At 66.1% G+C, this 26,560-nt stretch carries 20 protein-coding genes; 3 read left to right on the forward strand and 17 right to left on the reverse strand.

Translation table 11 applies throughout. The annotated features are described in order from the left end of the window. Positions 1-68: 68 nt before the first annotated feature. Positions 69-911, reverse strand: coding sequence for a hypothetical protein (locus DVO78_RS15445; protein ID WP_162301601.1), 843 nt, complete (start codon positions 909-911; stop codon positions 69-71). A gap of 98 nt (positions 912-1,009) precedes the next feature. On the opposite strand from DVO78_RS15445, the gene DVO78_RS15450 reads away from it, so the two are divergent. Further along, the gene (locus DVO78_RS15450; RefSeq protein ID WP_120006175.1) at positions 1,010-1,651 is read left to right on the forward strand and encodes an O-methyltransferase; all 642 of its coding nucleotides are present in this window, start codon (positions 1,010-1,012) and stop codon (positions 1,649-1,651) included. Here the strand turns inward: DVO78_RS15450 and DVO78_RS15455 are convergent, their stop codons facing one another. The 5 genes from DVO78_RS15455 to DVO78_RS15475 all read right to left on the reverse strand — a co-directional run bounded on the left by DVO78_RS15455 (position 1,652) and on the right by DVO78_RS15475 (position 5,370). Then, a complete protein-coding gene (locus DVO78_RS15455) occupies positions 1,652-1,822 on the reverse strand; it encodes a DUF3117 domain-containing protein (RefSeq protein WP_120006177.1) in 171 nt (56 codons plus the stop codon). A 56-nt stretch (positions 1,823-1,878) separates the two neighbouring features. Further along, positions 1,879-2,208 carry a DivIVA domain-containing protein gene (locus tag DVO78_RS15460; RefSeq protein WP_120006179.1) on the reverse strand — a complete coding sequence of 110 codons (330 nt, stop codon included), beginning with the start codon at positions 2,206-2,208 and terminating at the stop codon, positions 1,879-1,881. Next, positions 2,205-3,125: an undecaprenyl-diphosphate phosphatase gene (locus DVO78_RS15465; protein ID WP_120006181.1), complete on the reverse strand. Its 921-nt coding sequence runs from the start codon at positions 3,123-3,125 to the stop codon at positions 2,205-2,207. Before DVO78_RS15465 ends, DVO78_RS15460 begins: the two co-directional genes overlap by 4 nt. A 40-nt stretch (positions 3,126-3,165) precedes the next feature. Continuing rightward, entirely contained in the window at positions 3,166-3,948 is a 783-nt protein-coding gene (locus DVO78_RS15470) for an SIR2 family NAD-dependent protein deacylase (protein WP_120006183.1), read from the reverse strand. Positions 3,949-4,050: 102 nt separating this feature from the next. Continuing rightward, a complete protein-coding gene (locus DVO78_RS15475; protein ID WP_120006239.1) occupies positions 4,051-5,370 on the reverse strand; it encodes a short-chain fatty acid transporter in 1,320 nt (439 codons plus the stop codon). A gap of 288 nt (positions 5,371-5,658) precedes the next feature. On the opposite strand from DVO78_RS15475, the gene nudC reads away from it, so the two are divergent. After that, the gene (gene nudC, locus DVO78_RS15480; RefSeq protein ID WP_120006185.1) at positions 5,659-6,618 is read left to right on the forward strand and encodes an NAD(+) diphosphatase; all 960 of its coding nucleotides are present in this window, start codon (positions 5,659-5,661) and stop codon (positions 6,616-6,618) included. On the opposite strand, the gene DVO78_RS15485 is transcribed toward nudC, so the two are convergent. The 5 genes from DVO78_RS15485 to DVO78_RS15505 all read right to left on the reverse strand — a co-directional run bounded on the left by DVO78_RS15485 (position 6,615) and on the right by DVO78_RS15505 (position 14,856). Next, the gene (locus DVO78_RS15485; RefSeq protein WP_238385356.1) at positions 6,615-7,583 is read right to left on the reverse strand and encodes an ABC transporter permease; all 969 of its coding nucleotides are present in this window, start codon (positions 7,581-7,583) and stop codon (positions 6,615-6,617) included. The two genes, nudC and DVO78_RS15485, sit on opposite strands and share 4 nt — an antisense overlap. After that, on the reverse strand, positions 7,580-8,587 hold the full coding sequence (locus tag DVO78_RS15490; RefSeq protein ID WP_120006189.1) for an ATP-binding cassette domain-containing protein: 1,008 nt from the start codon (positions 8,585-8,587) through the stop codon (positions 7,580-7,582). Before DVO78_RS15490 ends, DVO78_RS15485 begins: the two co-directional genes overlap by 4 nt. Before the next feature lie 123 nt (positions 8,588-8,710). Then, on the reverse strand, positions 8,711-10,828 hold the full coding sequence (locus tag DVO78_RS15495; RefSeq protein ID WP_120006191.1) for a prolyl oligopeptidase family serine peptidase: 2,118 nt from the start codon (positions 10,826-10,828) through the stop codon (positions 8,711-8,713). 213 nt (positions 10,829-11,041) lie between these two features. Next, on the reverse strand, positions 11,042-13,735 hold the full coding sequence (locus DVO78_RS15500) for a phosphoenolpyruvate carboxylase (RefSeq protein ID WP_120006193.1): 2,694 nt from the start codon (positions 13,733-13,735) through the stop codon (positions 11,042-11,044). Between the two features lie 149 nt (positions 13,736-13,884). Then, the gene (locus tag DVO78_RS15505; protein WP_120006195.1) at positions 13,885-14,856 is read right to left on the reverse strand and encodes a hypothetical protein; all 972 of its coding nucleotides are present in this window, start codon (positions 14,854-14,856) and stop codon (positions 13,885-13,887) included. Between the two features lie 115 nt (positions 14,857-14,971). Between DVO78_RS15505 and DVO78_RS15510 the strand changes: the two genes are divergently transcribed. Beyond that, on the forward strand, positions 14,972-15,469 hold the full coding sequence (locus DVO78_RS15510; RefSeq protein WP_120006196.1) for an aminoacyl-tRNA deacylase: 498 nt from the start codon (positions 14,972-14,974) through the stop codon (positions 15,467-15,469). A 40-nt stretch (positions 15,470-15,509) separates the two neighbouring features. On the opposite strand, the gene dnaG is transcribed toward DVO78_RS15510, so the two are convergent. The 6 genes from dnaG to DVO78_RS15540 form a co-directional block, all read right to left on the reverse strand. Beyond that, positions 15,510-17,441, reverse strand: a complete 1,932-nt coding sequence (gene dnaG, locus DVO78_RS15515) for a DNA primase (protein WP_120006198.1) — start codon at positions 17,439-17,441, stop codon at positions 15,510-15,512. Positions 17,442-17,647: 206 nt separating this feature from the next. After that, positions 17,648-21,091: a pyruvate carboxylase gene (locus tag DVO78_RS15520; protein ID WP_120006200.1), complete on the reverse strand. Its 3,444-nt coding sequence runs from the start codon at positions 21,089-21,091 to the stop codon at positions 17,648-17,650. A gap of 107 nt (positions 21,092-21,198) precedes the next feature. Continuing rightward, the gene (locus tag DVO78_RS15525) at positions 21,199-22,521 is read right to left on the reverse strand and encodes a deoxyguanosinetriphosphate triphosphohydrolase (RefSeq protein WP_120006202.1); all 1,323 of its coding nucleotides are present in this window, start codon (positions 22,519-22,521) and stop codon (positions 21,199-21,201) included. A 98-nt stretch (positions 22,522-22,619) separates the two neighbouring features. Continuing rightward, positions 22,620-23,822 carry a tRNA dihydrouridine synthase DusB gene (gene dusB, locus DVO78_RS15530; RefSeq protein WP_120006204.1) on the reverse strand — a complete coding sequence of 401 codons (1,203 nt, stop codon included), beginning with the start codon at positions 23,820-23,822 and terminating at the stop codon, positions 22,620-22,622. Positions 23,823-23,928: 106 nt separating this feature from the next. Further along, positions 23,929-24,897: a GNAT family N-acetyltransferase gene (locus tag DVO78_RS15535; RefSeq protein WP_120006206.1), complete on the reverse strand. Its 969-nt coding sequence runs from the start codon at positions 24,895-24,897 to the stop codon at positions 23,929-23,931. 177 nt (positions 24,898-25,074) lie between these two features. Then, complete coding sequence (locus tag DVO78_RS15540; protein WP_120006207.1) at positions 25,075-26,457, reverse strand: glycine--tRNA ligase; 1,383 nt, start codon at positions 26,455-26,457, stop codon at positions 25,075-25,077. Positions 26,458-26,560 lie beyond the last annotated feature (103 nt).

The raw sequence follows: 26,560 nt of genomic DNA on the forward strand, positions 1-26,560 counted from the left end.
CACGCTCTCGGCCGGCTGACGCCGGCCATCACGCCTGCTAGTCCCGCGGGCGGGGAAACCCCGTGCCGTTACTCGGCGCCGAACCAGCTGCGCATCTCGTCGAAGCCGCGCTCCAGGCGGTCGGCCGGGCCGGGGGCCGAATAGGAGAGCTGGACCCGGGAACGGTCGGTGATCACCACCCAGGTGGTGATCTCATGCGCTGAGGAGGTGGGCAGGCTGGAGGTGACCACGTATTGGGCGTTGGAGGTCTCCACAGCGCTGGTCCAGCTCCCCGTACCTTCGGAGTGGTACAGCGTGGACTCATGACCGGTGCCCAGCTCCAGCGGCTGCGCGGTGACCGCATCCAGGTCCACCACGCTGTGCAGCTTGTCCTGAAGAGGGTGAAGCTCCACATCCTCAGCCTCAGGCCGGGTCTCGGCCACGTTGATGAAGTCCTCGCCATCGGTCATATGCACCTGAATGGTGCGCACGTTGTCCCCTGAGCTGGTCTCTGCGTAGTCGTGCTCGAAGTCGGACCGGGAGAGGTAGGGAACGGCCCAGCCCAGCGTCTTGAGTTCGTCGAGCTGCTCCACCGGGAGCTCTTTGACCGGGGTGATCTGGGAGGATCCGGGCAGGATCGCCGGCGTCTCATTGACCAGGTGCTCCTGATCGGCACCTGCCGGCGGTTGCAGAGCAGAGACGGCCACGGCGTCGTCGGCTGTGCCGTTGGGCTGTTGGGGGGGTTCCGGCGGAAGCAGTTCCTGGACTGTAGAGGTGCTGGGGACGGCACGTCCGCCCACCACCCAGGCAGTGGCAATAATGAGGCAGACCACAGTGGCCAGCGACGCGGCGAAGACACCAAGAACCCAGCCGATATGCAACCGGCCGGGGCTACGCGATCCAGAATGAGGGGGGCTGGTCCTGCGAGACATCAGGGCCATTTTGCCTGCGCTTGCTGAGCACTAGCTTATTTTTTTCTGTGAATCTCTCCCATCGGGCAACTGTGGCGGCCTGACTATATAGTTCAGCTATGAGCACGCCGGATAAGACGAAATACGCCAGCTGGGCCTATGCGGAGGAGCACGCGGCCCAGAACGACCTGGTGGACCTGGCCAGGGTGCTGGCCAATGATCTCGGAACACCTGCCATCTCCGAGGGGACCGCGGCAGCCCTGACCGTGCTGGCGGCAGCGGGCGGCTCCCGGGCCATTGTCGGCATCGGCTTGGGCACCGGCTTGGCCGCTGCCTCGCTGATGCACGGAGCCTCAGCCGGCGCGGTGCTCACCGGGATCGATGCCGATCCGGACCGTGTGGCGGCCACCCGCCAGATGCTGCAGGCGCAGGGCGTGGCGCCCTCCCGTACCAGGCTCATCACCGGAAAGGCTGAGCAGGTGCTACCGCGTCTGACATCCGGCGGCTACGATCTGGTGTTCATCGAGACTGATCCAGAGCAGGCCGCTGAGCATATTGACCAGGGACTGCGGCTGCTGCACCCCGGCGGAATGCTCATCCTCAACGACGCGCTCGATTCCGACCGGGTGCCCAAGCCAGCGGTGCGTCAACCCTCCACCCAGGCAATGCGTCAGGTGGAGTCGAGACTGCGTGAGGACGACGCCGTGGTCACCGCCATGATTCCCACAGGCACCGGTCTGCTGACCGCGGTCAGACGGTAGTTACTCGCCGACAGCTGCAATCAGGCACTGCTTGAGGGACTCGGCTTCGTCGTTGTTGATCTCGAGGACCAGACGGCCGCCACCGTCAATCGGCACGCGCATGATCAGGCTGCGCCCTTCCTGAGCGACTTCCATCGGGCCGTCACCAGTACGCGGTTTCATAGCAGCCATCGGGATAATCCTCTTTCATCGTCGTGCCTGTCGGACTCGTGCCACTCCATTATCTCTTACTCCGCTGAGATGTCATCCTCATCAGAGTTCTTGGACTTGCCGGAAGAGTTTGCCGATTGGGCACGGTGCAGCTGCAGGGTGAGGGCCTCAAGGAGCTTGTCGACCTGCTCCATACGGTAGCCGCGCACTGCGGAGTCGAAGTGGACCTGCTGCAGGTCATCGGCGCTGAGCTCGCGCTGCGCGGCCTGACTGAGCAATTCGTCGATCCGGTCAGGGACGGCTGCGGGGGACTCGTCCCTCGGCGCCTCGGCACCCTCCCACCGTCCCGTGAGCAGGACAACGACGACGCCCACCACCACCACGGCAATCACGTAGAGCCATATCACCCTCCCAGCCTAACCTCCGCCTCCTGCTCCCCGCGGACCGGAGCGTCATCCACCGGCGGGTCGGAGAGGTCAGGCTGGAAGATCAGGATGAAGATGCCGAAGACGACCACATATACCGCGAAGATGCGGAACCTGGCCCGGTAGAGCAGAGCCAGCACAAACCACAGCGCGAACGCCCCCACTACTGCGGCGACGATGAAGGCCGCCCAGTAGGCATCAGCTCCCACGCTCAAACCACCCTCATAGCCGAGCAGGCTGCGGGACTGAACCGCAGTGGCCGCCACAATGGTGGGGATGGCTACGAAAAAGCTGAACTGCGCGGCAATCCTTCTGTGCATTCCTAGCGCCAGCGCCGCAGCGATGGTGATCCCTGAGCGTGAGATGCCTGGAAACAGGGCAGCGGCCTGGGCGAGGCCTATCACCACGGCCACCCATAGGGTCATCTGCGCGGCTCCGCGCCAGGTGTTGGTCACCGAGTCGGTCCACCACAGGATTCCAGCGGTGATGAACAGCAAAATCGCCACCACCCACGGGGTGGCGAAGACATCGGTGCCGTATTCACGGATCACCAGTCCCAGCACCCCGGTGATACCGACCACGACCACTCCCAGCAGCATCAGCTTCAGATGGATCAGGTGCCGGAGGGTGCGGCGACTCACCAGCCACCTCACTTCCCGCACGGTACCGGACAACAGCCTGATCAGCGGCCCCCACATCACGACGACCACAGAGACCATAGTGCCCAGGTGCACCACCAGATTGAAGAAGATCATCTCCGGAGTGTCTGGACCGGGTATCTGGGATCCGGCATCTATCAGCCAGTGCTCGGCAATCACCAGATGTGAGGAGGAGCTCACCGGTATGAACATGAACAGCCCCTGGATGGCGCCCAGGAGCACTGCTTCCCATACGGTCAAAAAAGGATCCTCACTACTGGTCGGGACTGGGCACTGAGAATCACCGCGCGGATTCAGCAACGGCCGGAAGCATCGTTCCTGAAGGTCCTCGCAGACAGTAGTCCATGACCTCGCTGATCTCGGTCTCCTCGGGATTGACCTCGATCAGCGGAGTGCCACGCTCCAGTGCCAGCAAGGGAAGGGAGGCTGCCGGCTGGACCAGCCCAGAGGTTCCCACCACGACCACCAGATCAGCCTGCCGGATGGCGTCAGAGGTGAGCTCGAAGGCCTTCAGCGGAAGCATCTCGCCGAACCACACCACACCGGGGCGCAGAGAGGACCCGCAGCAGGCGCAGGCCGGAGGCTGCTCCGGCTGCTCGGGGGGCTCCAGGCCGTCGTATTCGGGAGCCGCCAGCTCGGCAGGCTCAGAGCACTCTGCACACCGGTGGGCGAAGATGCTGCCGTGCAGGTGAGCCAGCACCTCGGCGCCGGCCCTTTCGTGCAGGTCGTCCACGTTCTGTGTGGCGATGCTCAGCTCCCCGCCGGCCTCGCGCAGGCGCCGCTGCCATCCGGCTAACGCGGAGTGGCCGGGATTGGGCTCCACCTGGAGGAGCAGCGACTGCCGCCACCTGTACCAGGTCCACACCAGGGCCGGGTCGTGGGCGAAGGCCTCGCCAGTGGCAAGATCCTCAGCGGAGAACCTTTCCCACAACCCCGTCTGGACCTCGCGGAAGGTGGGAACGCCGGACTCTGCGCTGATCCCCGCCCCGGAAAGCACCGCGACCCGTCGAGCAGCTCTGACCAGCGAGCCGATCTCATGATTGACCTCATCCAGGATCCGCATACCCTCACGCTACCGTCTTCCCGTTCTCCATGGGCTGCGACGCTTCCGGTTTTTTCCGACGAAACCTCCGCTGAGGCGCTGGGCCTGGCGGTTCGGGCCGGGTTACAGGGATATGATCAGCATGGTGCCGCCGAATACCAGCCCTGAGGCCACCAGGGCTACTGTGGTGTAGCTGAGGATGTCACGCATTCGAAGTCCGGCGATCGCCAACAGCGGCAAGGCCCAGAAGGGCTGAATCATATTGGTCCACTGGTCCCCGTAGGCGATAGCCATTATCACAAACGCTGGATCCACTCCCAGGGACTCGGCCGCTTCCAGCAGGATCGGCCCCTGGACTGCCACCTGCCCACCGCCGGAGGGGACGAAGAAATTGACCACTCCGGCAGAGAGGAAGGCCAGCAGCGCCAGAGTCTGTGGGGAGGAGATCGAGACGAAGGCATCAGAGAGTACCTGCACCAGGCCGGTGCCGGTCATCAGACCCAGGATTCCGGCGTACAGGGGGAACTGCAGCAGGATCTCACCCACTGAGGAGGCGGCCACCTTGACGATCGCAATCAGTTCTGCTGGATGCTTCACCAGCAGCATGATCAGCGCGAGAAAGGTCCAGTTGACGATGTCCAACGTCAGGCTGCCCCCTTGTGAAAAGTGGATCACCAGATAGACCACCAGCATGAGGCCCACCAACAGGGTGGGAATCCGGGAGGTGTCCAGCCTGTCGGCCGGGGTGGCCACCTCATCGTGGACGCTCACCCCACCGTCGCGGACGTCTGCCTCCAGGGCAATGATGCGATCATCGTCCCTGGGAGCGATGAGGTAGAGCGCAAGGCCGACCACCAGGAGTGTGACCACGATGGCGACCAGATTCCAGGGGGCAAGGATGGTTTCGGTGATCGGGATCGAATCACCCAGCTGGTCCGCTAAGAAGGAGTCCGGAGTCGCAGCCGTCAGAGGAGCCGACGCTGAATAGCCCATATGCCAAACCACGAACCCGGCGAAGCCTGAAGCCACCAGCATGGGGAAGTGAATTCGCTGACCCCGCTCCCTGAAGGCGTGGGCGACCTCGCGGGCCAGCAGGCCGGCGACGATCAGACCCAGCCCCCAGGTGATCAGCGAGGCTGCTGCCGCCACCAGGAACACGAACAGATAGGCCTGGACCGCCCTTTTGGGTATGGAGGAGAGCCAGACCAGCAGCTTGCGCACTGGCCGGGTGTTGGCCAGGATGCTGCCCAGGAACAGGATCAGAGCCATCTGAGTGATGAACTCCAGCAGACCAGCTAGTCCCACGCCCCAGTGCTCAACGATCTCCAGCGGGCCGGAGTCGGTGAGAATCAGCGCCATGATCGCCACCACGAAGGTCAGGATGATGGCGAAGGACAGTGCCGAGGGCATGAGCTTCTCGACGACGACGTTCAGCGGTCTCATCACCGCGGAGAGGATGGCGGTGGATTCAGAGGGTTTCTTCTTGCCCTCCGGGGCCTCGGCAGCCTCAGATGATTTCGACATGACTAGCACCTCCTCTAGGTGTTTTCAGGAGTCCAGTATGCGCCAGCAGTGTGACCTGGGCTACATTTCGGGATTCAAGCCTCGGAAGCACTTTTCGTACCTTGCTACGAAATGCCGGTCTGGACGATTCAGCCATGCCGGCCCGCCATCCCCGGGACCGGGCAAAGGCTCCGGCGGCACCCGCTCGCCCGGGGATAGGATGAAGATGTGACTCTGCAGAACCTGCCGCTGGCCCGTACCACAGTCGACGCCGACGCCGCATCGCGGACGTTACAGGGGCTCTTCGAGGAACTCGCGGCAGATCCTGCCACACGTGTGCTGCTCGTTCAGGGCAGCCAGCTGGGGGTCGACGCCGCAGGACTCGCGCTGTTCGACGTCTCCAGACTTCCTCACGGCGGATGGCAGCAGCAGCGACTGCTGTACCTGGGCCGCGCCGACGGGATGCGCCTGGTGGCCAGCATGCTCCCTGAAGATCTCGGGTTCGAAAGGGACCTCGACGGGGTCCCCATCACCTCAGAGGCCAGTCTGGTCGAACTCGTCGAAGGCTTGAGCTTCGAGCACCTGCGCGACATCGGGGACCGGCTCAGCGACCGGGACGCCGGGCTCGGCACCACCGCGGTCGCACTCACCGCCTGGCACGAGCGCCATCTGCGGTGCCCACGCTGCGGGGAGGCCACAGAGATCATCGACGGCGGCTGGGTGCGCCGCTGCCTGGTGGATCAGTCACTGCACTATCCGCGCACCGATGCCGCGGTGATCATGGCGGTGCTCGACGATGACGACCGCATTCTCATGGGCCACGCCGCGCACTGGCCCACCGGGCGGTTCTCCACCCTGGCAGGCTATGTGGAGCCGGGCGAACCGCTGGAGGAGGCGGTCATCCGGGAGGTGGCCGAGGAGACCGGCATCGCCGTGGGCGAGACCACCTATCGGGGCAGTCAGCCCTGGCCGTTTCCGTGCTCATTGATGATGGGCTTCCAGGCCAGAGTCAGGCCGGGGGCCAGCACCGAGGTCCGCGTCGACGGTGAGGAGCTCACCGACGCACGCTTCTTCACCCGCGAAGAGCTCCTCACCGAGGTCTCAGCCGGCGGGGTGCACCTGCCGATGCGCTCCTCCATCGCCCGGGCCCTCATCGAGGAGTGGTACGGCGGGCCCATTCCCGCTTAGGACTTGCGGTTGTAGAGGAACATCGAGATCGGGGCGAAGACAGCGACCAGGACCGCGCAGTAGACGCCCACCAGGAGAACGGAGCCGGGGTCGAAGGTGCCGTCCATCAGCTCGCGGACCGCGGAGACCAGCACGCTGACCGGGTTGGCGTCCACTACGCCGGAGAGCCAGTTCGGCATGGTCTCGGTGGGCACAAAGATATTGGAGGCGAAGGTCAGCGGGAAGATGATCGTCATCGATACCCCCATCACCGCCTCCTCATTGGGCATCAGCAGCGAGACCATGGTCCACACCCAGGACAGGCAGAAGCTGAACAGCAGCACCAGCGCGAAGCCGGCCAGCACGCCGGTGAGCCCGCCGGCGGGGCGGAATCCGACGATGAACCCGACCGAAAGGATGATGGTTCCCGCCAGGGTGTAACGGACCTGGTCACCCAGCAGGGCACCCACCAGCTGGGCCGGCCGCCAGGTGGGCAATGAGCGGAACCGGTCGAAAATACCCTTGGAGATGTCCTTGTTCAGCGTCATGCCGGTGTACATGGTGACCATGATCAGCGTCTGGACAAAGATGCCGGGAATGAAGAACTGCACGTATTCGCTCACTGCCGGTCCGCCGGTCTGGCCGGTGCCGGAGACCACCGCGCCCATCGCCCCGCCGAAGATGAAGGTGAACATCACCGTCATCATGATCGGGAAGATGGTGACGTCGAACAGCTGCATGGGAATGTGCTTGATCTTCAGCATCGCGCGCCAGCCGAAGGTGATGGACCCGGACACCGGGCCGGAGGGCGTGGGGCGCTGCTCAGCCGGCAACAGGACTTTGGTGATCTTCTCTGCCTCGGTGCTGGTCCCGCCGGCGGGGGAACCCCGCTCAGCTCTCGGCTGGCTAGCGCCGGGCTTCACACCAGAACTCGGCAGATCGCTTCGTTCCTGCCCCATAGCAGTGGTTTCGGTTTCCTGGCTCATAGCGTTGCCTCGGCGGTCTCTGCCGCCGAAGCGGCGTCGTCGTCGTTCTGTTCGGTCTCAGTGGGCTTGCCGGTGAGTGCAAGGAAAACTTCGTCAAGACTGGGTTGGCCGTAGGAGAAGGTCTCCACCGCGATTCCGCTCTCCTCCATGGCGATCAACGCCGGGGAGGCGTTGGTCCCCTCCCCCAGACGGACACTCAGCCCAGCGGAGTCTTTCTCACGGACGACGTCGCCGCCGAGAGTCCGCTCCAGCACTCCGGCTGCCTCCTCACGCTGAGCGGGATCGGCCACACGCACTGTGAGAGCACCGGCGCCGACCTGGGACTTCAGCTGGCCGGGGGTCCCCTCGGCGATCACCTGGCCATGGTCGATCACCGCAATCCGATCAGCCAGCTGATCGGCCTCCTCCAGGTACTGGGTGGTCAGCAAGATGGTGGTGCCACCGGCCACCAGGGTCCGGATGATGTCCCATACCTGATTGCGGCTGCGCGGGTCGATCCCGGTGGTCGGCTCATCCAGGAACATCAGCTCAGGTGTGACAATCAGCGATCCAGCGATGTCAAGCCTGCGGCGCATACCTCCGGAGTATTTCTTGACCTGCCGGTCGGCAGCATCTGCCAGGCCGAAGGCGTTGAGCAGGTCCATGCCACGGCTGCGGGCGGCCCGCTTGTCGAAGCCCAGCAGCCGGCCCAGCAGGATCAGATTCTCGATCCCGGTGAGATCCTCATCCAGAGAGGCGAACTGGCCGGTCAGGGCGATCTTCTCGCGAACGGTCTTGGATTCGGCGGCGACGTCGTGACCCAGAACCCGGGCTTCACCGCCGTCAGGGCGCAGCAGAGTGGCCAGCATACGGATGACAGTAGTCTTGCCCGCCCCGTTGGGGCCGAGCACCCCGTAGATCCCCCCGCGGGGAATGCTGAGGTCAACGCCGTCGACCGCGATGTTGTCGCCGAATTTCTTGAACAGGCCATGGGCCTCGACAGCATAGGAAGTGTGCACCCGCATAGTCTATGTCCAGGCTGCCGACTGGCGTACTGTCTTCGGGCCAGCTGACAGCGAACAACATCACTCTGTCACCACAAACGCCCCAGAGTTCTCTTGGCGCCGGGCGTCATCCCGGGCGAGAACTCACAGCCCGAGCCGCTGCCCCAAGAACCGGTAGATCAGCGCGTTCATCGTGGCCTGCTGCTGAGGATTAGCGGCTCCCCCGTGTCCGCCCTGGGTGTTCTCCCAGTAGGTGACGTCGGCGCCTAATGATTCCAGGGCTGCAGTCATCTTCCGGGCGTGGCCGGGGTGCACCCGGTCGTCCTTGGTGCTGGTGGTCAGCAGCACCGGTGGGTACTGCGCCCCGTTGCTCAGCAGATGGTAGGGGCTGTAGCGGCGGATGTAGTCCCAGTCCTCAGTCTCAGGGTCTCCGTACTCCGCCCGCCAGGAGGCTCCTGCGAGCAGCTGGGCGTAGCGTTTCATGTCCAGCAGCGGCACCTGGATGACCACCGCTCCGAAGAGATCGGGGTACTGGGTCAGCATGTTGCCGGTCAGCAGGCCGCCATTGGACCCACCTCGGCAGGCCAGCTGTGCTGTGGTGGTCACCTCGCTAGCCACCAGGTCCTTGGCCACTGCGGCGAAGTCCTGATACGCCAGGTGGCGGTTCTGTCTCAGAGCAGCCTGGTGCCAGCGCGGACCGTATTCACCTCCGCCGCGGATATTGGCCAAGGCGAAGACGCCGCCTGGCTCCAGCCATGCCTTTCCCACCAGTGGCAGATAGCCGGGCTTCTGGGAGATCTCGAAGCCGCCGTAGCCGTAGAGGACAGTCGGTGCAGTCTCCGGGCCGTTGAGGACTCGTTCGGGGCCGATCAGGAAATAGGGAACGCCGGTGCCGTCCTCGCTGGTGGCGAAGCGCTGAACCGCGCTCAGCCCTGCCGCGCTGAACCGTTCCGGGGCCCGTTTGATCAGGTCGTAGCTTTCCGGCTCACCATCGATCACAGGGGCCAGCGAACCCAGGTACTTGGAAGCAGGGGTGAGGAAGTCATTGGCGGTGATCCAGATCTGGTCGCTCTCCCGGGAGTCATAGGCCCCCACGGAGAGCGAGCCGGTGATCTCGGTGAGCACCCGCTGGGACCGCCATGCGCCCTCGCCATCTCGCCAATGGGCCTCGACGTGCTCGACCACATGGTCCATCACGGTCAGGGCAAAGAGGTTCCGGGTGGCGGTGATGCCCTGCAGCGAGGTGGAGTCGGTGGGGGTGAACAGGGCGGTCAGCTCAGGGTCCCCGTGCAGGAACTCCTCGGCATCGGCGATGTAGAGGCTGCCTCCGGGGAGCACGACGCCGCGGATGGTCACCTCGGTGCGCGGGGCGAAGAAGATCAGGTCACGATGGAAGCCCACGCGCACATCGGTGGGGACGTCGATGAGCGTCAGAGTGGGCTCGCCAGCGTCGTCATAGGTGATCAGGTAGGTCTCCGCATCGTAGAAGCCCAGCACCCGGGTGGCCAGATGACGCTCATACCCGGGGGTGGAGTCATAGCCTGCAGAGGCGAGCATGTCGTCCTCAGCCACAGAGATGATCGGCTCTGCCTCAATCAGCGGTGTTCCGCGGCGCCAGAGCCGTGCGATGCGGGGGTATCCAGAGGTGGTCACCGGGGTGTCCTCGGTGACCACAGCCTGGTCGGTGGAGGCGTAGACCGTCTCGGCGTCGATCCAGCCGAGCCCTCCTTTGCCCTGTGGCCGGTAGAAACCGCCGCCCTCGGGGTCGATGAAGCAGCGGGTGTTGAGGTCGAACTCGCGGGTGACATCAGCGTCAGAGCCCCCGGGTGAGAGGTCGATGAGCACCCGGGAGTAGCCGGGGATCTCCTCACTGGCCTGTTCGGGGCGCAGCACAGAAGCGCCGTGCCAGACCCAGGTGGTGCCCTCCGTCTCGGAGAGCTCGTCCAGGTCGAGCAGGATCTCCCATTCGGGGTCCTCGCTCTTATAGGACTCCAGTGTGGTGCGGCGCCAGATCCCCTGCGGATGCTCCGCGTCGGTCCAGAAGTTGTAGAGCCAGTCGCCGCGCTTGGTCACCGGCGGAATCCGGTCGGAGGCGTCGAGGATCTCACGCAGGGAGTCCCTCAGCGGGCCGAACTCTTCATCCTGGAGCGTGGCCTCAGCGACTCGGTTGCGCTGTTCCACCCAGGTGAGCGCCTCGCCCCCCTCAACGTCCTCCAACCACTGGAAGGGATCATTCTCCGGGTCGATGAAATCCGCACACATGGACTCCACCCTATAACTCCGGCCTCACCAAGCGAGCACAGGACCTGCACATACCTCATCCTGCATCGAGTGCGGCTGTTCCTGGCTGATAACCGCGGATTCGGCTCCCATAAGCCAGAAACGCCCGCGCTCGTCGAAGACCCAGAGGCGATCAGCGGCAACAGCCGCAAGCGACCCAGTGAAGCCGGGGCCGCACCACGGAGGAGACCGCGTTCAGCCGGTGTTCTGGAGGCCGGCGGCCACACCTTTGAGGGTAATCAGCAGCAGGTTACGCGGATCCCGGATCTCGTCCTCGGATAGATTCCCGGACCGCAGCCGGCGCAGGGCGCGCAGCTGGATCAGGCTGAGCGCGTCCACGTAGGGGTTGCGCAGCTGGACGGCCCGCCCGAGCACCCGGTGCTGGGCCAGCAGCCGGTCCTGTCCAGTGATGGCAAGGATCCACTTCTCAGTCAGGTCGAGCTCCTCCAGCACGGCTGCAGCCAACTCCGTTTTGCCGCCGAGGTCCAGATAGCGGCGGGCGATCCGCCGATCAGTCTTGGCCAGGGACATCTCCACGTTGTCGATCATGGCGGAGAACAGCGGCCACTCCGCGTAGGCCCGCTGCAGCAGCCCAAGGTCTCCGACGTCCTCCAGCGCGGTGCCCAGGCCGTACCATCCGGTGAGGTTGATCCTCGCCTGCCCCCAGGCGAAGTTCCAGGGGATGGCGCGCAGGTCCTCCAGCGACTCCACCGACAAGCCGCGTTTGGCCGGTCGGGAGCCGATGGCCAACAGCCCGATCTCATCCTGGGGGGTGACCTGGGCGAACCAGGGCGCGAAGCCCTCGGCCTTCACCAGGGCGTGGAAGCGGGCGCGGGAGGCGTCGTCGAGCTGCTGCGCCAGGTCAGCGTAGGTGGCCGCGGCCGCAGCATTGCGCTTCTCGGTGGAGGGGGCGCTTGCCATCAGCGTGGCGGCGGCGACCTGTTCAATGTGCCGCAGCGCGATCTCCGGATTGCCGTACCGGGCGTCGATCACCTCACCCTGCTCGGTGACCTTGAACCGCAGGTCCACCGAGTGCGGAGGCTGGGCGAGGATGGCCCGGTTGGCCGGACCGCCGCCGCGGCCCAGTGCGCCGCCGCGGCCGTGGAACTGGGTCAGATGGATGTTGTTCTCCACCGCCCATGCCGCGATCTTCTCCTGGGCCTGGTAGAGCGCCAGGGTCGCTGCCACCGGGCCGACGTCCTTGGACGAGTCGGAGTATCCGAGCATCACCTCCATCCGGCGGCCGGTCTGCTTCAGCCGCTTCTGCAGCTGCGGGCTGCTCAGCGCCTCCGCCAGGATGCGCGGGGCGTTCTGCAGATCGTCATAGGTCTCGAACAGCGGGATCACATCCAGCACCGGGGCATCTCCGGAGGGGTTCTCCAGCGTGCCGCCGAAGGCCCTCTCCGCCAGCAGATAGACATCGGCCAGGTTCTGCGCGCTCTGGGTGAAGGACACGATGTAGCGCCGGGCGGCGTTGACCCCGTAGCGCTGCTGCAGTGAGGCGATGGCGCGGAAGGTCTCCAGGACCTCCTCTCCGGGAACCGCCATTTTCTCCACCGAGTCCGGGTCCTCCAGCCACTTCAGCGTCTGGGCGTGCACCGCGGAGTGCTGGCGGACCTCCAGCTCTGCCAGGTGGAAGCCGAAGGTCTCCACCTGCCAGATGAGCTCCTGGAGCTCACCGTAGGCGGCCCGCTGAGCACCGGCGGCAACCAGCGAGTCCTGGACCTCCCGCAAGTCCTCCACCAGCTGCTCGGGCACTCGGTAGGCCAGGTCGGCGTCGCGGGCCCGGGTGGCTGAGACACGTCCTGCGATCGCTAGCAGCACCTGACGGTGGGGTTCGCCGGGGGAATGCTCGGCAGCCCGCTCGGCCAGTTCCGCTGAGAGCTGCTTCTGACGGTTCCAGAGCGCCTGGAGGGCATCGCTGGGCGGAGTGTACCGGTCATCCAGGGTCAGGGAGAGTCCCACCGTGCGGGTCCGCTCCTCCAGATCGGCCAGTACCCGGTCGGCGGCCTGAGTCACCGCCTGACGGGTGATGGAGGCGGTGACGTTGGGGTTGCCGTCGCGGTCCCCGGCGATCCAGGACCCCAGCCGGATGAAGGCCGGGGCTTTGGGGGTTGCTCTGCCGGCGTCGTCGTTCTGCAGCCAGTCGTCCATCCGCCGGTAGGCCTCGGTGAACACGCTGGAGAACGAGGACTGGAAGACGCCCAGAGCGGTGCGCACCTCGTCCAGCGGGGAGGGGTTGGAGACCCGCAGCTGGGCGGTGCGCCACATATTGTCGATCTCCTCGGTGATCTCCCGGGTGTTGCGGGCCTTGGCCGCAGGACCCATGCGTGGATCATCGCGGTCATCGAGCAGGGCGCCGATGCGCCGCACGCTGGCGGTGACCGCGTTGCGCCGGGCCTCAGTGGGGTGGGCGGTGAGCACCGGGTGGAATCGCAGCTCCTTCAGCCGTCGCTCGGCCTCCCGCTGGCCGATCTCCTCACTGAGATGGGTGAAGGCTGCCGCGACTGAGTCAGAGGGCTTCTGTGCCTCCAGGGGCAGCTCGCCGTCCCTGTCCCGCAGGGTGCGCACCCGGTGCTGCTCCTCAGCGAGGTTGGCCAGCAGGAAGTAGCAGGTGAAGGCCCGGGCCACCTCCTTGGCCCGCTCAGCGCTGAGAGCTTCGACGAAATCCTCGGCCTTGGTCAGGGTCTCGTCGGAGCCGTCCTCCACAGCAGCGATGGTCAGCGAGCGCAGGGTTTCGACATCCTCCAGCAGTCCCTGGGAGCCGTACTCGCTGAGCACAGTGCCGAGCAGACTGCCCAGAAACCCCACATCCCGGCGCATCTCCTCCGGGATCTCATGCTGGGCAGCCTGACGCGAGGAGTCATCTGCCAAAGTGCGCTCGGTCATGGGGCGGTCTCCTTTTGACTGGTCAGAAGTGGTACTCGGTGGGCACTCCATCGACACCCAGGCCAGACCCCATCGTCCTTTGGTGTGTTGGCATCACGGTATCAGCGAATCGGAAACGCTGAGCCCTCTGACATGGTCGCGGTGGACTCTCACTGGTCCTCAGCCGGTACCAGCCGGGAGCTCAGCCGGAGAGTGCCCTCACCGTAGATCTCGTGAAGCTGGGACTCCAGGCTGCCGTCGTCATAGGTGACCTCGACCGTCAGTTGGTTGGTGGTGGCCTCCACACCGGCTGAGAGTGCGCCGTCGATCTCCATGATCTCCTGCTGGATCTGCTCCAACTCGGCCTGCTGATACTGCGCCTCGGTGACGCAAAGCATCCCTCCCCACTCTTCGCGGAGTGTCCCGTAGGCTGTCTCTGGATCCGCACTGACCCGCACATTGATGATCACGTACTCCGGATCGTTCAACGACGCCGCCAGCTCCTGATGTTCCTGGTCGCCCATGTCTTCATCGTCGTTGAGGTCCTCTGGCTGCACAGGGTTCAGCGACTGGTCCACCCAGGAACCGGCATAGCCTTCGAGCTCCTCTGCCCGTTCAAAGGTGTCATACATCCGCTGCTCGGAGACCAGCTCCTGGTCCAGGATCTCCCAGCCGCCCTCAGGCTCTTCGCAGGGTGTGGAGAAGCTCATCTGCTGCTCAGGGGGTTCACCGTCCCATTCACCGGCGGGGACCGCAGACTCGAGTTCGAAGGTCCCTTCCTGCGGGTCGTAGTCACCGACGACGGCGTACTCGCCCCAGCGGGTGCCCTGCTCCTCTTCATAGCTGCCGGAGTCCTGTTCCTCCCAGTCCCAGCCGATCAGCTCAGGTCCGCCGCACTGCGGCGGGTAAGATTCGGCCACCGCGCCCAGGCACAGCTCGGCAGTGCCGTCATCGTCCATCACCATGGCCGGGGTCGGTGTGGTCACCGTAGCCTCGGGGGCGGGAACCTCCAGATCAGCTGCCGAGGCCGCGCTGGCATGATCCGGCGCCCCGGCGGCGGGGTCTTCGCCACCGCAGGCTGTGGCCACCAGTGCGGCAACGCTGAGTGCGGCGCAGGATGTGGTGAACCGTAGGATGCTCATGCGGCCAAGGTACCGGAGCCCGGCGGACAGAGTGAACCGGGGCCGCCGGATCGCAATCCGACTGTTACTGCCGCTGAGGACGCCCACGGCGCCCACCCCGCATAGGCTGGGGCCTATGAGTGAACTGACCGGCCGCGAACGCGTCATCGCCCACGCCCGGGAACTGGGGGTGGAGATCGAGGTGGTCGACCGTGGTCCTGCCCGCTCCCTGGAAGAGGCTGCCGCACACCTGGGAATCGAACCGCACGAGATCGTCAAGACCCTGGTGGCCAAGTGCAAGCTCACCCAGACCGCCGCAGAACACAGCTACGCGATAGTGCTCATCCCCGGTGACCAGCAGGTGGACTGGGCCAAGCTGCGCAAGCTGGCGGGGATGAAGAAGATGTCCATGGCGGCGCCGGAGGAGAGCCTGGCGGCCACCGGCTACCGCCCCGGCACCATCAACCCCTTCGGTGCCGCATCAGCGGAGGGGACCCGCTGGCCGGTCTACGCCGAGGAGTCCATCAGCGGCAGGGTCTGCCTGGGCGCCGGAGAAGCCGGACTGAACCTCTTCGTGGACTCCGCCGAGCTGTGTGCGGCCTTCGCCGTCACCACCGGGGACATCACCGCATAGGTCTCGGCTCCATCAGAGCCGCGCTCAGTGAGCACCGCTCCTATTCATCACTGCGCAGTGCCCGGCGGCGAGTCTCAAGGTCCATCAGCTCCGCGTTGAGGCTGCGGTACTCCTCCGGGGACTCTGCCGGATCCATCCGCTGCAGCCGGCCCAGCAGATTGGCCTTCTGATGCTGGATCTTCAGCTCCACCAGCCGGTTCAGAATCTCCTGGCAGTACCGGTCCAGATGCTCCTCGGTCTTGGCCGGAAGCGTGGTCACCGCCAGTTCGGAGACGAGTCCGCGCAGCGGCTGGGGCACCTCCTGGCGCACCGCCTCGACCCAATTTCTGGGATCGGAGGCCTCCGCTGCGGCAATGCGGATGCCATCATGGACTGCCTGGTGCGCCGGCGCGGTGAACCGCACGCTGAAGATCTCCTCCCACTGCTCGGCGGTCAGCCGGGTCGGATGCTGCAGGATCACCTCCAGCGCCTGCCGCTCCATCATCACCGCCGGGTCGCGGGTATCCGGACGTTGGAACGCTGAACCGGCGGCCGCCCCCTCGCCCTCCCCGGGAACCGGCCGGCCGTTCTGCGCCGGGAGGCCCCTTCCAGGCTGTGGGTGCTGGGACGGCGTCGTGCCTTTCTGCCGAGATGCTCCGCGAGCGCCGGACTTCCGGGCCTGGGCGACTGCGGCGACTACCTCCTCCATATCGGAGCCCAGCCAGCCAGCCAGCTCGCGGGTGTAGGCCTGCCGCAGGGAGTCGTCCCGGATCTCGGCGACCACCGGTGCGGCCGTGCGCAGCGCCCCGATCCGTCCCTCCACGGCAGAGAGGTCCCACTCACGCAGCCTGCGGCGGATCACGAACTCCACCAGCGGTGTCTTGGAGTCGATCACCGCCTGGACGGCCTCGTCGCCGCGGCGCTGGCGCACATCGCAGGGGTCCATGCCCTCTGGCCCGACGGCGATGAAGGTCTGGGCGTTGAACTGGTGGGCCTCGTTGAAGGCTTTGACCGCGGCCTGCTGGCCGGCCTCGTCGCCGTCGAAGGTGAAGACCACCTCTGCCGGGCTGCCGTCGTCGGAGAGGAGCCGGCGGGCGATCTTGATGTGCCCCTCGCCGAAGGCGGTGCCGCAGGTGGCCACTGCGGTGTCCACCCCGGCGATATGACAGGCCATCACATCGGTGTATCCCTCCACCACCACCAGCTGGCGCTTCTTGGCGATGTGCCGCTTGGCGTGCTCGATCCCGTAGAGCACCTGGGACTTCTTGTACAGCGCCGTTTCGGGCGAGTTGAGGTACTTCGGACCCTGGTCGTCCTTGTAAAGACGCCGTCCGCCGAAGCCTACGGTGTTGCCGGTCATGTCCCGGATCGGCCAGACGAGCCGGCCGCGGAACCGGTCGTAGATCCCGCGGCGGCCCTCGGAGAACAGGCCGGTGAGCTTGAGCTCATCCTCCCGGAAGCCTTTGGTTCTCAGATGTCCCAGCAGGTGGCTCCACCCCTGGGGCGCATAGCCCACACCGTAGTGCTCCGCGTGTTCCCGGGTGAATCCCCTGCCGGTGAGGAAGTCCCTCGCCGTCTGGGCTTCGGGGATGCTCAGGCAGCGCTGAAAGAACTCATCGGCGATCTTATGGGCATCCAGCAACCGCTGCCGCCGGCCGGTCTCAGCCTTGTCCGGCCCAGATCCGCCGTCCTCGTAGCGCAGCTCGATGCCGTACTTGTGCGCCAGCCGTTCCACGGTTTCGGCGAAGGTGGTGTGCTCCTGAGACTGCAGAAACGCGATGACGTCGCCGGACTCCCCGCAGCCGAAGCAGTGGTAGGTGCCCACCTGGGGCCGGACGTGGAAGGAGGGGGTGCGCTCGTCGTGGAAGGGGCAGAGCCCCTTGTAGGAGCCGATGCCGGCCTTCTTCAGCGTCACATACTGCTCGACGATCTCCCGCAGGTCGGCACGCTCGCGTACGGCATCGATGTCCTCGCGCCTGATCAGACCTGCCATGGCGTTCGCTCGCTTCCCGCCTCACCGCGTCGCGTTGAGCCGGGACCCGGCTCGCTCTCTTACAGGCTACCGGTACGACGGGGCTCCACCTTCCTGGCTGTGGAAAACTCCTGTTCCGCTGACGCGCCACCCAATTTGTCGTGGGGCTTTCGACTTGGCGTAGGGCTATACCCCCACGAACAACAGAAAGCCCCACGATACGACGCTCACTCTAGAACCAGGATGAGGTCGCCGCCTGCGACCTGCTGCACCCCGCCGATGGCGATCCGGCTGACCGTTCCGGACGACGGCGCGGTGATGCCGGACTCCATCTTCATCGCCTCAATGGAGGCAATGGTCTGACCCGCCTCCACACTCTCGCCGTGGGCCACCTGGACTGAGACCGCCCCGGCGAACGGTGCGGCGACATGCCCGGGGTTGGAGGGGTCTGCCTTCTCTGCGGCGACCACGGTGGACTCCACCGACTCATCGCGCACCATCACCTGGCGGGCCTGACCGTTGAGCGTGCACATCACGGTGCGCATGCCCTTCTCATCCGGCTCCGAGATGGTCTGCAGGGTGACCAGCAGCCGGACGCCCTTGCCCAGGGAGATCACATGTTCGTGCCCTGTGGTCAGCCCGAAGAGGTAGTCCCGGGTGTGCAGCACGTGGATGTCGCCGTACTTCTCGCAGGCCGCCTCGAACTCACGGGTCGGACCGGGGAAGAGCAGCCGGTTCAGCGCTGCCCGGCGGGTGGCGGAGTCGGCCTCCAACGCGGCGGCGTCGTCATCGGTGAGTTCCTCCTCCACAGGTTTGACGGTGCGCCCCTCCAGGGCTTTGGTGCGGAAGGGCTCGGGCCAGCCGCCCGGCGGGTCCCCCAGCTGTCCGGCCAAAAAGCCGATGACCGAGTCCGGCAGGTCGAAGCTCTGCGGATCCTGTTCGAACTCTTGGGGGTCTGCGCCCAGCCCGACCAGCTGCAGGGCAAGGTCACCGACGACCTTGGAGCTGGGGGTGACTTTGACCAGCCGGCCCAGCATCTTGTCTGCGGCGTAGTACATATCCTCGATCTGCTCGAAGCGCTCCCCCAGGCCCAGGGCGATGGCCTGCTGTCGCAGATTCGACAGCTGGCCGCCGGGGATCTCGTGCCGGTAGACCCGGCCGGTGGGGCTGGGCAGCCCGGACTCGAAGGGCTGGTAGATGCTGCGCACGGTCTCCCAGTAGGGTTCCAGGGAGGCGACTGCCTCCAATCCCAGGCCGGTGTCTCGCTCGGTGTTCTCCAGAGCGGCCACCAATGCCGAAGCCGGCGGCTGGGAGGTGGTGGAGGCCATCGAGGCGGTCGCCACGTCCACCGCATCGACCCCTGCTGCAGAGGCAGCGAGCAGGGTGGCCAGCTGACCGCCGGCGGTGTCATGGGTGTGCAGATGGACCGGCAGGTCGAAGCGCTCGCGCAAAGCGGTGACCAGAGCGGTAGCCGCCGCGGGGCGCAGCAGCCCGGCCATATCCTTGATTGCCAGGATATGGGCGCCGGCGTCGACCATCCGCTGGGCAAGGTCCAGGTAGTAGTCCAGGGTGTAGAGGTCTTCGGCCGGATCGGCCAGGTTGCCGGTGTAGCACAGGGCGGCTTCGGCCACTGCGGTGCCGGTGGCGCGGACCGCCTGGATGGCGGGGATGACCTGCTCGACGTCGTTGAGGGCGTCGAAGATCCGGAAGATGTCCACTCCGGTCTGGGCGGCCTCGGCCACGAAGGCTTCGGTGACCTTCAGCGGGTAGGGGGTGTAGCCGACGGTGTTGCGCCCGCGCAGCAGCATCTGCAGCGGAATGTTCGGCATCTCCGCGCGCAACCAGGCCAGCCGCTCCCAGGGATCTTCGGAGAGGAACCGCAGGGCGACATCATAGGTGGCCCCGCCCCAGACTTCGGCGGAGAACAGCCCCGGGGTCACATGGGCGACTGCCGGGGCCGCCGCCAGCAGATCGCGGGTGCGCACCCGGGTGGCCAGCAGCGACTGGTGGGCGTCGCGGAAGGTGGTGTCGGTGACCGCCAGAGCAGTGGTCTGGCGCAGATGCGTGGCGAAGCCCTCCGGGCCCTTGGCCAGCAGCACGTCCCGCCAGCCTGCAGGCTTGGGCTGCCCGGAGGGGCCGTCGAAGGGAGAGCGGTCGGGCTCATCGCGTTTGTCGCCGGGGAACTTCGGCAGCTTGTCGCGGGGGTCGATGCCCTGCACCCTGGGCCCGTGCGGCTGGTTGACGGTGATGTCAGCCAGGTACTGCAGCGCCTTGGAGCCGCGGTCCTGCGAGCGGTTGGCCTTGGCCAACTCCGGGTGCTTGTCGATGAAGTCGGTGGCGACGTCTCCGGTGAGGAACTCTTCGGAGTTGAGCACATTGAGCAGAAACGGGATGTTGGTGGCCACACCGCGGATGCGGAACTCGGCCAGCGCGCGCCGCGCCCTGTCCACTGCTGTGCGGTAGTCCCGGCCCCGGCAGGTGAGCTTGACCAGCATGGAGTCGAAGTGCGGGCTGATCTCGGCCCCAGCATACGCAGTGCCGCCGTCGAGCCGGATGCCGGAGCCTCCGGCTGAGCGGTAGGCGGTGATGGTGCCCACATCGGGGCGGAAGTCATTGGCCGGGTCCTCAGTGGTGATCCGGCACTGCATGGCCGAGCCTCGCACGCGCAGATCCTGCTGCCGGATGTCCAGGTCCTCCAGGGTCTCCCCTGCGGCAATACGGATCTGGGAGGCCACCAGGTCCACATCGGTGATCTCCTCGGTCACTGTGTGCTCAACCTGGATGCGGGGGTTCATCTCGATGAAGACGTGCTTGCCGGCCCGCTCCCCTTCGGTCTCCACCAGGAACTCCACCGTGCCGGCGTTGCGGTAGTTCATCGCCTCGGCGAAGGCCACGGCGTCGCGATGCAGAGCCTGCCGGAGCTCGTCGTCGAGGTGCGGGGCCGGGGCGATCTCCACCACCTTCTGGTGGCGGCGCTGCAGGGAGCAGTCCCGCTCGAAGAGGTGGACCACATTGCCGGCGGCGTCGGCGAGGATCTGCACCTCGATGTGCCGGGGCCGCAGCACGGCCTGCTCGATGAACACCGCGGCGTTGCCGAAGGCGGTGTCGGCCTCGTTCATGGCGGCTTTCAGCGCGTCCTTGAGGTCCTCGCGACGCTCGACCCTGCGCATCCCTCGCCCACCGCCGCCGGCGATCGCTTTGACGAACACCGGAAAACCGATCCGCTCAGCCTCAGCGGTGAGCTCCTCAATGTCCTCAGAGGGGTCGGAGCTCTCCAGCACCGGGATTCCGGCAGCCTTGGCCGCGCGCAGCGCCTTGACCTTGTCCCCGGTGGATTCGAGCACATTGGCCGGCGGGCCCACAAAGGTAATGCCGGCACTTTCTGCGGCACGGGCCAGGTCCGGGTTCTCAGAGAGGAACCCGTAGCCGGGGTAGATGGCCTCGGCGCCGGCCTTCTGGGCGACCCGGATGATCTCCTCAACATCGAGGTAGGCCCGCACCGGGTGACCCTCCTCACCGATGCGGTAGGCCTCGTCGGCCTTCTGCCGGTGCAGTGAGTTGCGGTCCTCATGCGGGTAGACGGCAACGGTGCGGGCACCGAGCTCCACTCCGGCACGCAGGGCACGGATCGCGATCTCACCGCGATTGGCCACAAGAATCTTCGAAAACATCAGTCAATGCCTTCCTCAGGCTCGGTTCATAAGCCACCACCCCATTGTGGCGACCGGAGACCACATTACCCCGGTCTACGTTTCAACCATGAAACACGACGACGCACTCACGCGAACAGTGCGCTGGTCACCGGCTGGCCTTTGACCAGGGTGGCGTACCACTCCAGGCATGCGCCGTCGGTCAGTGAGGCGATCTGGTCGATGATGGCACGGTGCCGGGCCGCGTCGTCGTCGGCGGCGCGGAAATCAGCCTGGAAGGGCGGCTCCAGAAAACGGTCTCCGGTGTCCATCAGCAGCCCGTGCAAGGCCTGGAGCACCTCGGTCTGGCGCGTATAGACCGGCAGCTGCTCGCGGGAGGCCATGATGTAGTGGGCGGCAATGCCCTTCATCACGCAGATCTCCTCCAGGGTCTGCCCGGGCACCACCAGATCCGCCTCATGCCGGACCAGTGGCTTCTCACCGTGGGCGCTGCGGGTGGCGGCCCAGACATCGTGGCCGAACCGGCCGATCAGCTCCGAGGTCATGTTCTTCAGGGCGGCCAGGGCCCGGCGGGAGCCGTCGGACTCCTTCACCCAGCTGTCGGTGGCTTCCAGGCGGGCGATGGCGGCGTCGACCGCCTCCGCCTCGGTGTGCGGCAGGTACCACTCCTGGGCGGTCTGGATGACCCGGGCCCGCTGCACGCTGTCGGTCAGGAACTTCAGCTGGAAACGGCCGTTGACGATGCCGTCCTCCACATCGTGGACCGAGTAGGCGATGTCGTCAGCGGCGTCCATCACCTGGGCCTCCATCGATTTGCGGGTGCCTGCCACGCCCTCACGCATCCAGTCGAAGACCTCCAGGTCGTCCTCATAGGTGCCGAACTTCTGGCTGCGGGCGCCGTCGGCCTGCAGCGGCGCCTCATGGGCACGCCAGGGGTACTTCACCGCAGCGTCCAGGCTGGCCCGGGTCAGGTTCAGCCCGGCGGAGCGCCCGTCGGAGTGGAAGCGCTTGGTCTCCAAACGGGTCAGCAGGCGCAGCGTCTGGGCATTGCCTTCGAACCCGCCGATGCCGGAGGCCAGATCGTTGAGGACCTTCTCGCCGTGGTGGCCGAAGGGCGGGTGGCCCAGATCGTGGGAGAGACAGGCGGCGTCGACCACATCGGGGTCGCAGCCGAGCAGCCGGCCCAGCTCGCGGCCCACCTGGGCGACCTCCAGTGAGTGGGTCAGCCGGGTGCGGGAGAAGTCGTCGCTGCTGGGTGAAACCACCTGAGTCTTCGCGCCCAGCCGGCGCAGGGCCGAGGAGTGCAGCAGACGGGCCCGGTCACGCTCGAACGAGGAGCGGTAGACCGATTTCCCGTGCTCGGGGACCCAGCGGTCCTCGTCCGCCTCGGTGTACCCGGGCGCCAAGGCCGCATACTGTCCTTCAAGACGCTCGACGTTGCGCACGCTCATCACTTCGTTCCCCTCCCGCCCTTGGCTTCGCGAGCCGTCAGTGCCCGGCCCGCTCTATTGCCACCTTATCGGAGCGGCGGCCTACGGGATGGCGTCCCTCAGCCGCCGGAGATGTCGACCTCGGCGTCCTGGATCATCTGGCGCTGGTCCTCGTTGAGCTCCTGGGAGACCAGCCAGTCCTCCGGCAGATGCACCCTCTTGGGTGAGCCGGCGCGGCCGCGGGGGCCCTCGGCGTCGGCGCCGGGATAGCCGATGGAGGCATCCAGCCGGCCCAGCAAGTCCTCCAGCTGGGCCAAGGACTCCACGGTGAGCAGCTGAGTGCGCAGGGCGGCGCCCACCGGGTATCCTTTGAAGTACCAGGCCACATGCTTGCGGATGTCCTGCATGGCTTTGCGCTCATCGCCGTCGAAGTACGGGATCAGCATCTGGGCATGCCGCAGCAGGGTGGCACACACCATCTCCACCCCTGGCCGGTGACGCTCGCCGCGCCTCTCAAAGGCAGCCTGGAGGTCGCCGAAGAGCCACGGCCGGCCCTGGCACCCCCGGCCGACGACGACGCCGTCGACCCCGGTCTGCTCCACCATGGCCACCGCGTCCTCCGCGCTCCAGATATCGCCATTGCCCAGCACCGGGAGGTCTGGCAGGGCATCACGCAGCCGTTTGATGGCATCCCAGTCAGCCTGCCCGGAGTAGTGCTGGCGGGCGGTGCGTCCGTGCAGGGCCACTGCGGCCACGCCGGCGTCGCGGGCGACCCGGCCCGCCTCCAAATAGGTCAGGTGGTCCTCATCGATGCCCTTGCGCATCTTCACCGTGACCGGGATGTTGGCCCGGGAGGCCTCGCGGACTGCGGTGGCGACGATCGACTCAAACAGGCCGGTCTTCCAAGGCAGGGCCGAACCGCCGCCCTTGCGGGTGACCTTGGGCACCGGGCAGCCGAAGTTGAGGTCAATGTGATCGGCCCGGTCCTCTTCGACCAGCATCCGCACCGCATGCCTGGTGGTCACCGGATCCACCGAGTACAGCTGCACCGAGCGCGGCACCTCATCGGGCTCATGCCTGATGATGCGCAGGGATTCGGGCCGGCGCTCGACCAGGGCACGGGCGGTGACCATCTCATTGACGTAGAGCCCGCCGCCGTACTCACGGCAGAGCCTGCGGAAAGCGGTGTTGGTGATTCCGGCCATCGGGGCCAGCACCACCGGCGTGTCCACGGTGATCGGCCCCAGCTGCAGGGCGGGCAGCAGTGCGCCGCCGGGGACGGCGACGTGATCGGTGGTGGGGCGCTGCAGAGTCTCGGTCACAGTTCTATTCTCCGCATGTGGTCAAACCTGCGCAGGTTTTGGCCACGTGCGCGCGAAACAACCCGCGCACAAGCTCAAAACCAGCGGTGTTTCCACTAGCTGGGGATCAGGGGGTATCGCGGACGTAGATCAGGGCCTCGAAGTCGATCTCGGCGGCGTCCTGCTCGCCCAGCACATCGGTGATCCGCTTCAGGGGCGCCATGGAGTCGTCGACCTCCACCGACACCGGGTAGCGGGCAGCCACCAGCCCCAGCAACTGCATCACCGCCTGCTCAGCATGCTCCTGGTCCAGCTTGGGGTCCCAGCCCATCAGAACATCGGCCGGGGCGTCGGTGCGTTCGGGGGTGTAGCTGATGGCGAAGGCCAGGATCGGGCCGGAGGCCTCCTCGTCAGCGGAGTCCGCCGCGGCGGTGGAGCGCAGAACGACGGCGCCTGTGGCACCTGATTCTGCGGAGAGCAGCATCTGCTGGGCGCGTCCGAGCGTCATTTCGGCCCGGTCCCAGTCATGGACGGTGTTGTAGAAGTCTGCTACCAGCTCGGTCAGCTCCACAGAACCAGTGGCGATCTCCTCCAGGTCGATGGGGAGGTTCTCCACATCAGGCACCGGGAGGCTGTCCGGGTGGATGATGACCTCCCGGGAGTGCTGGACCTTGCGGAAACCGTTGTCCTTGAGGAAGCACTGGGCCGCTGATCCCTTGGCGCAGCGCGCCTTGAGCGACTGCACATCGCAGTTGGGGACCTCGGCCTCCAGGATCTGCAGCAGCTGGGCGGCCACTCCCCGGCGCCGATGCTCCGGTGCGACCTCCACGTAGAAGGAGAGCCGGTCCGGGTGCAGGCTGGAGCGGAACATAGTGGCCGCAGCCACCGGCACCCCGCTGGCCTCTGCCACTATGCAGCGCGACCAAGGAGCGTTGGAGGAAGGACGCAGCAGGCTGCGGTCCTGATGGTGCATGGAGTTTTCGGGGTCGCCCCAGACCTCTAGGAGTCTGAGGTCGTCGCCCTCGGTCCACGGCCGGACACTCAGGCCAGAGTCGAGGAGAAGAGTGGGCTGGCCGTTAGGCGCTGTTGGCAACATCGCCAGCTAGCGTAAACCCGTTTACTGCTGCACGCAATACGATCCCGCCACCCAGCTGATCAACACCGCGTTCGGGGGCCTCCTGCGACCATTATTCGGCCCATAATCCGCCCAATCGTCTCGCCAAACGGCCGCCGAACGTCAGGGAGCGAGGGGTTCTCCCACCAGCGGGACTGCTCACCCCAGCAGCTGCGAGGCCAGGTAGCCGGCGACCTGGTCCAGACTCACCCGCTCCTGGGTCATCTGGTCCCGGTCGCGAATGGTCACCGCCTGGTCCTCCAGGGTGTCGAAGTCCACGGTGAGACAGAAGGGGGTGCCGATCTCATCCTGCCGGCGGTAGCGGCGGCCGATGGCCCCGGCATCGTCGTAATCGATGTTCCACTGCTTGCGCAGCTGATCCGCCAGCTTGCTGGCAGGCTCGGCGAGCTCGGGCTTCTTCGACAGCGGCAGCACCGCGGCCTTGACCGGCGCCAGCTTGGGGTGCAGCTTGAGCACCGTGCGGGTGTCCACCCCGCCCTTGGTGTTGGGGGCCTCGTCCTCTGCGTAGGCATCCACCAGGAAGGCCATCAGGGACCTGGTCAGGCCGAAGCTGGGCTCGATGACGTAGGGCACGTAGCGCTCACCGCTGGACTGGTCGAAGTAGGACAGCTCCTTGCCGGAGTGCTTGATGTGGGTGCCGAGGTCGTAGTCGGTGCGGTTGGCGATGCCCATCAGCTCACCCCACTCCGTGCCCTGGAACCCGAACCGGTACTCCAGGTCGATGGTGGCCGCCGAGTAGTGCGCCCGCTCCCCGTCAGGGACGTCGAACCGGCGCAGATTCTGCGGGTTGAGCCCCAGGCCGGTGAACCAGGACTCGCAGGCATCGACCCACTTGTTGAACCATTCGGCGGCATCATCCGGGTGGACGAAATACTCGATCTCCATCTGTTCGAACTCCCGGGTGCGGAAGATGAAGTTGCCGGGGGTGATCTCATTGCGGAAGGCTTTGCCGACCTGGCCGATGCCGAAAGGTGGCTTGCGCCGGGCGGCGGTGACCACATTGGCGAAGTTGGTGAAGATGCCCTGGGCGGTCTCCGGACGCAGGTAGTGCAGGCCGGATTCGTCGTCCACCACCCCGAGGTAGGTCTTGACCAGCCCGGAGTATGCGAACGGCTCGGTGAATTTGCCCTTGGTGCCGCAGTCCGGGCAAGGAACCTCAGCCAGACCGCCTTCCGGGGAGCGCCCCTTCTTGTCCTCGAAGCCCTCGATGAGGTGGTCTTCGCGGTGCCGCTTATGGCACTGCAGGCACTCCACTAGGGGGTCGGTGAAGGTGTCCACATGCCCAGAGGCCTTCCAGACCGCCGAGGGCAGGATGATGCTGGAGTCCAGACCCACCATGTCCCCGCGCCCGCGCACGAAAGTCTGCCACCACTGCGCCTTGATGTTCTCCTTCAGCTCGGTGCCCAGCGGCCCGTAGTCCCAAGCCGAGCGCGAGCCACCGTAGATCTCGCCGGACTGGAAGACCAGGCCGCGGCGCTTAGCCAGGTTGATGACTTTGTCTACGGTGGTTTCTGTGGCCATGGTGCTGTATGTCCCTCATTCAGATGGTGGTGTTCACAGTGGTCCTGTGGCAAGGACGACGCAGGTCAGCTTACCGCTGATCCGCACTGGCCACTTGAAGCCC

It is taken from the genome of Nesterenkonia muleiensis (assembly GCF_003600155.1).
Taxonomy (GTDB): Bacteria; Actinomycetota; Actinomycetes; order Actinomycetales; family Micrococcaceae; genus Nesterenkonia; species Nesterenkonia muleiensis.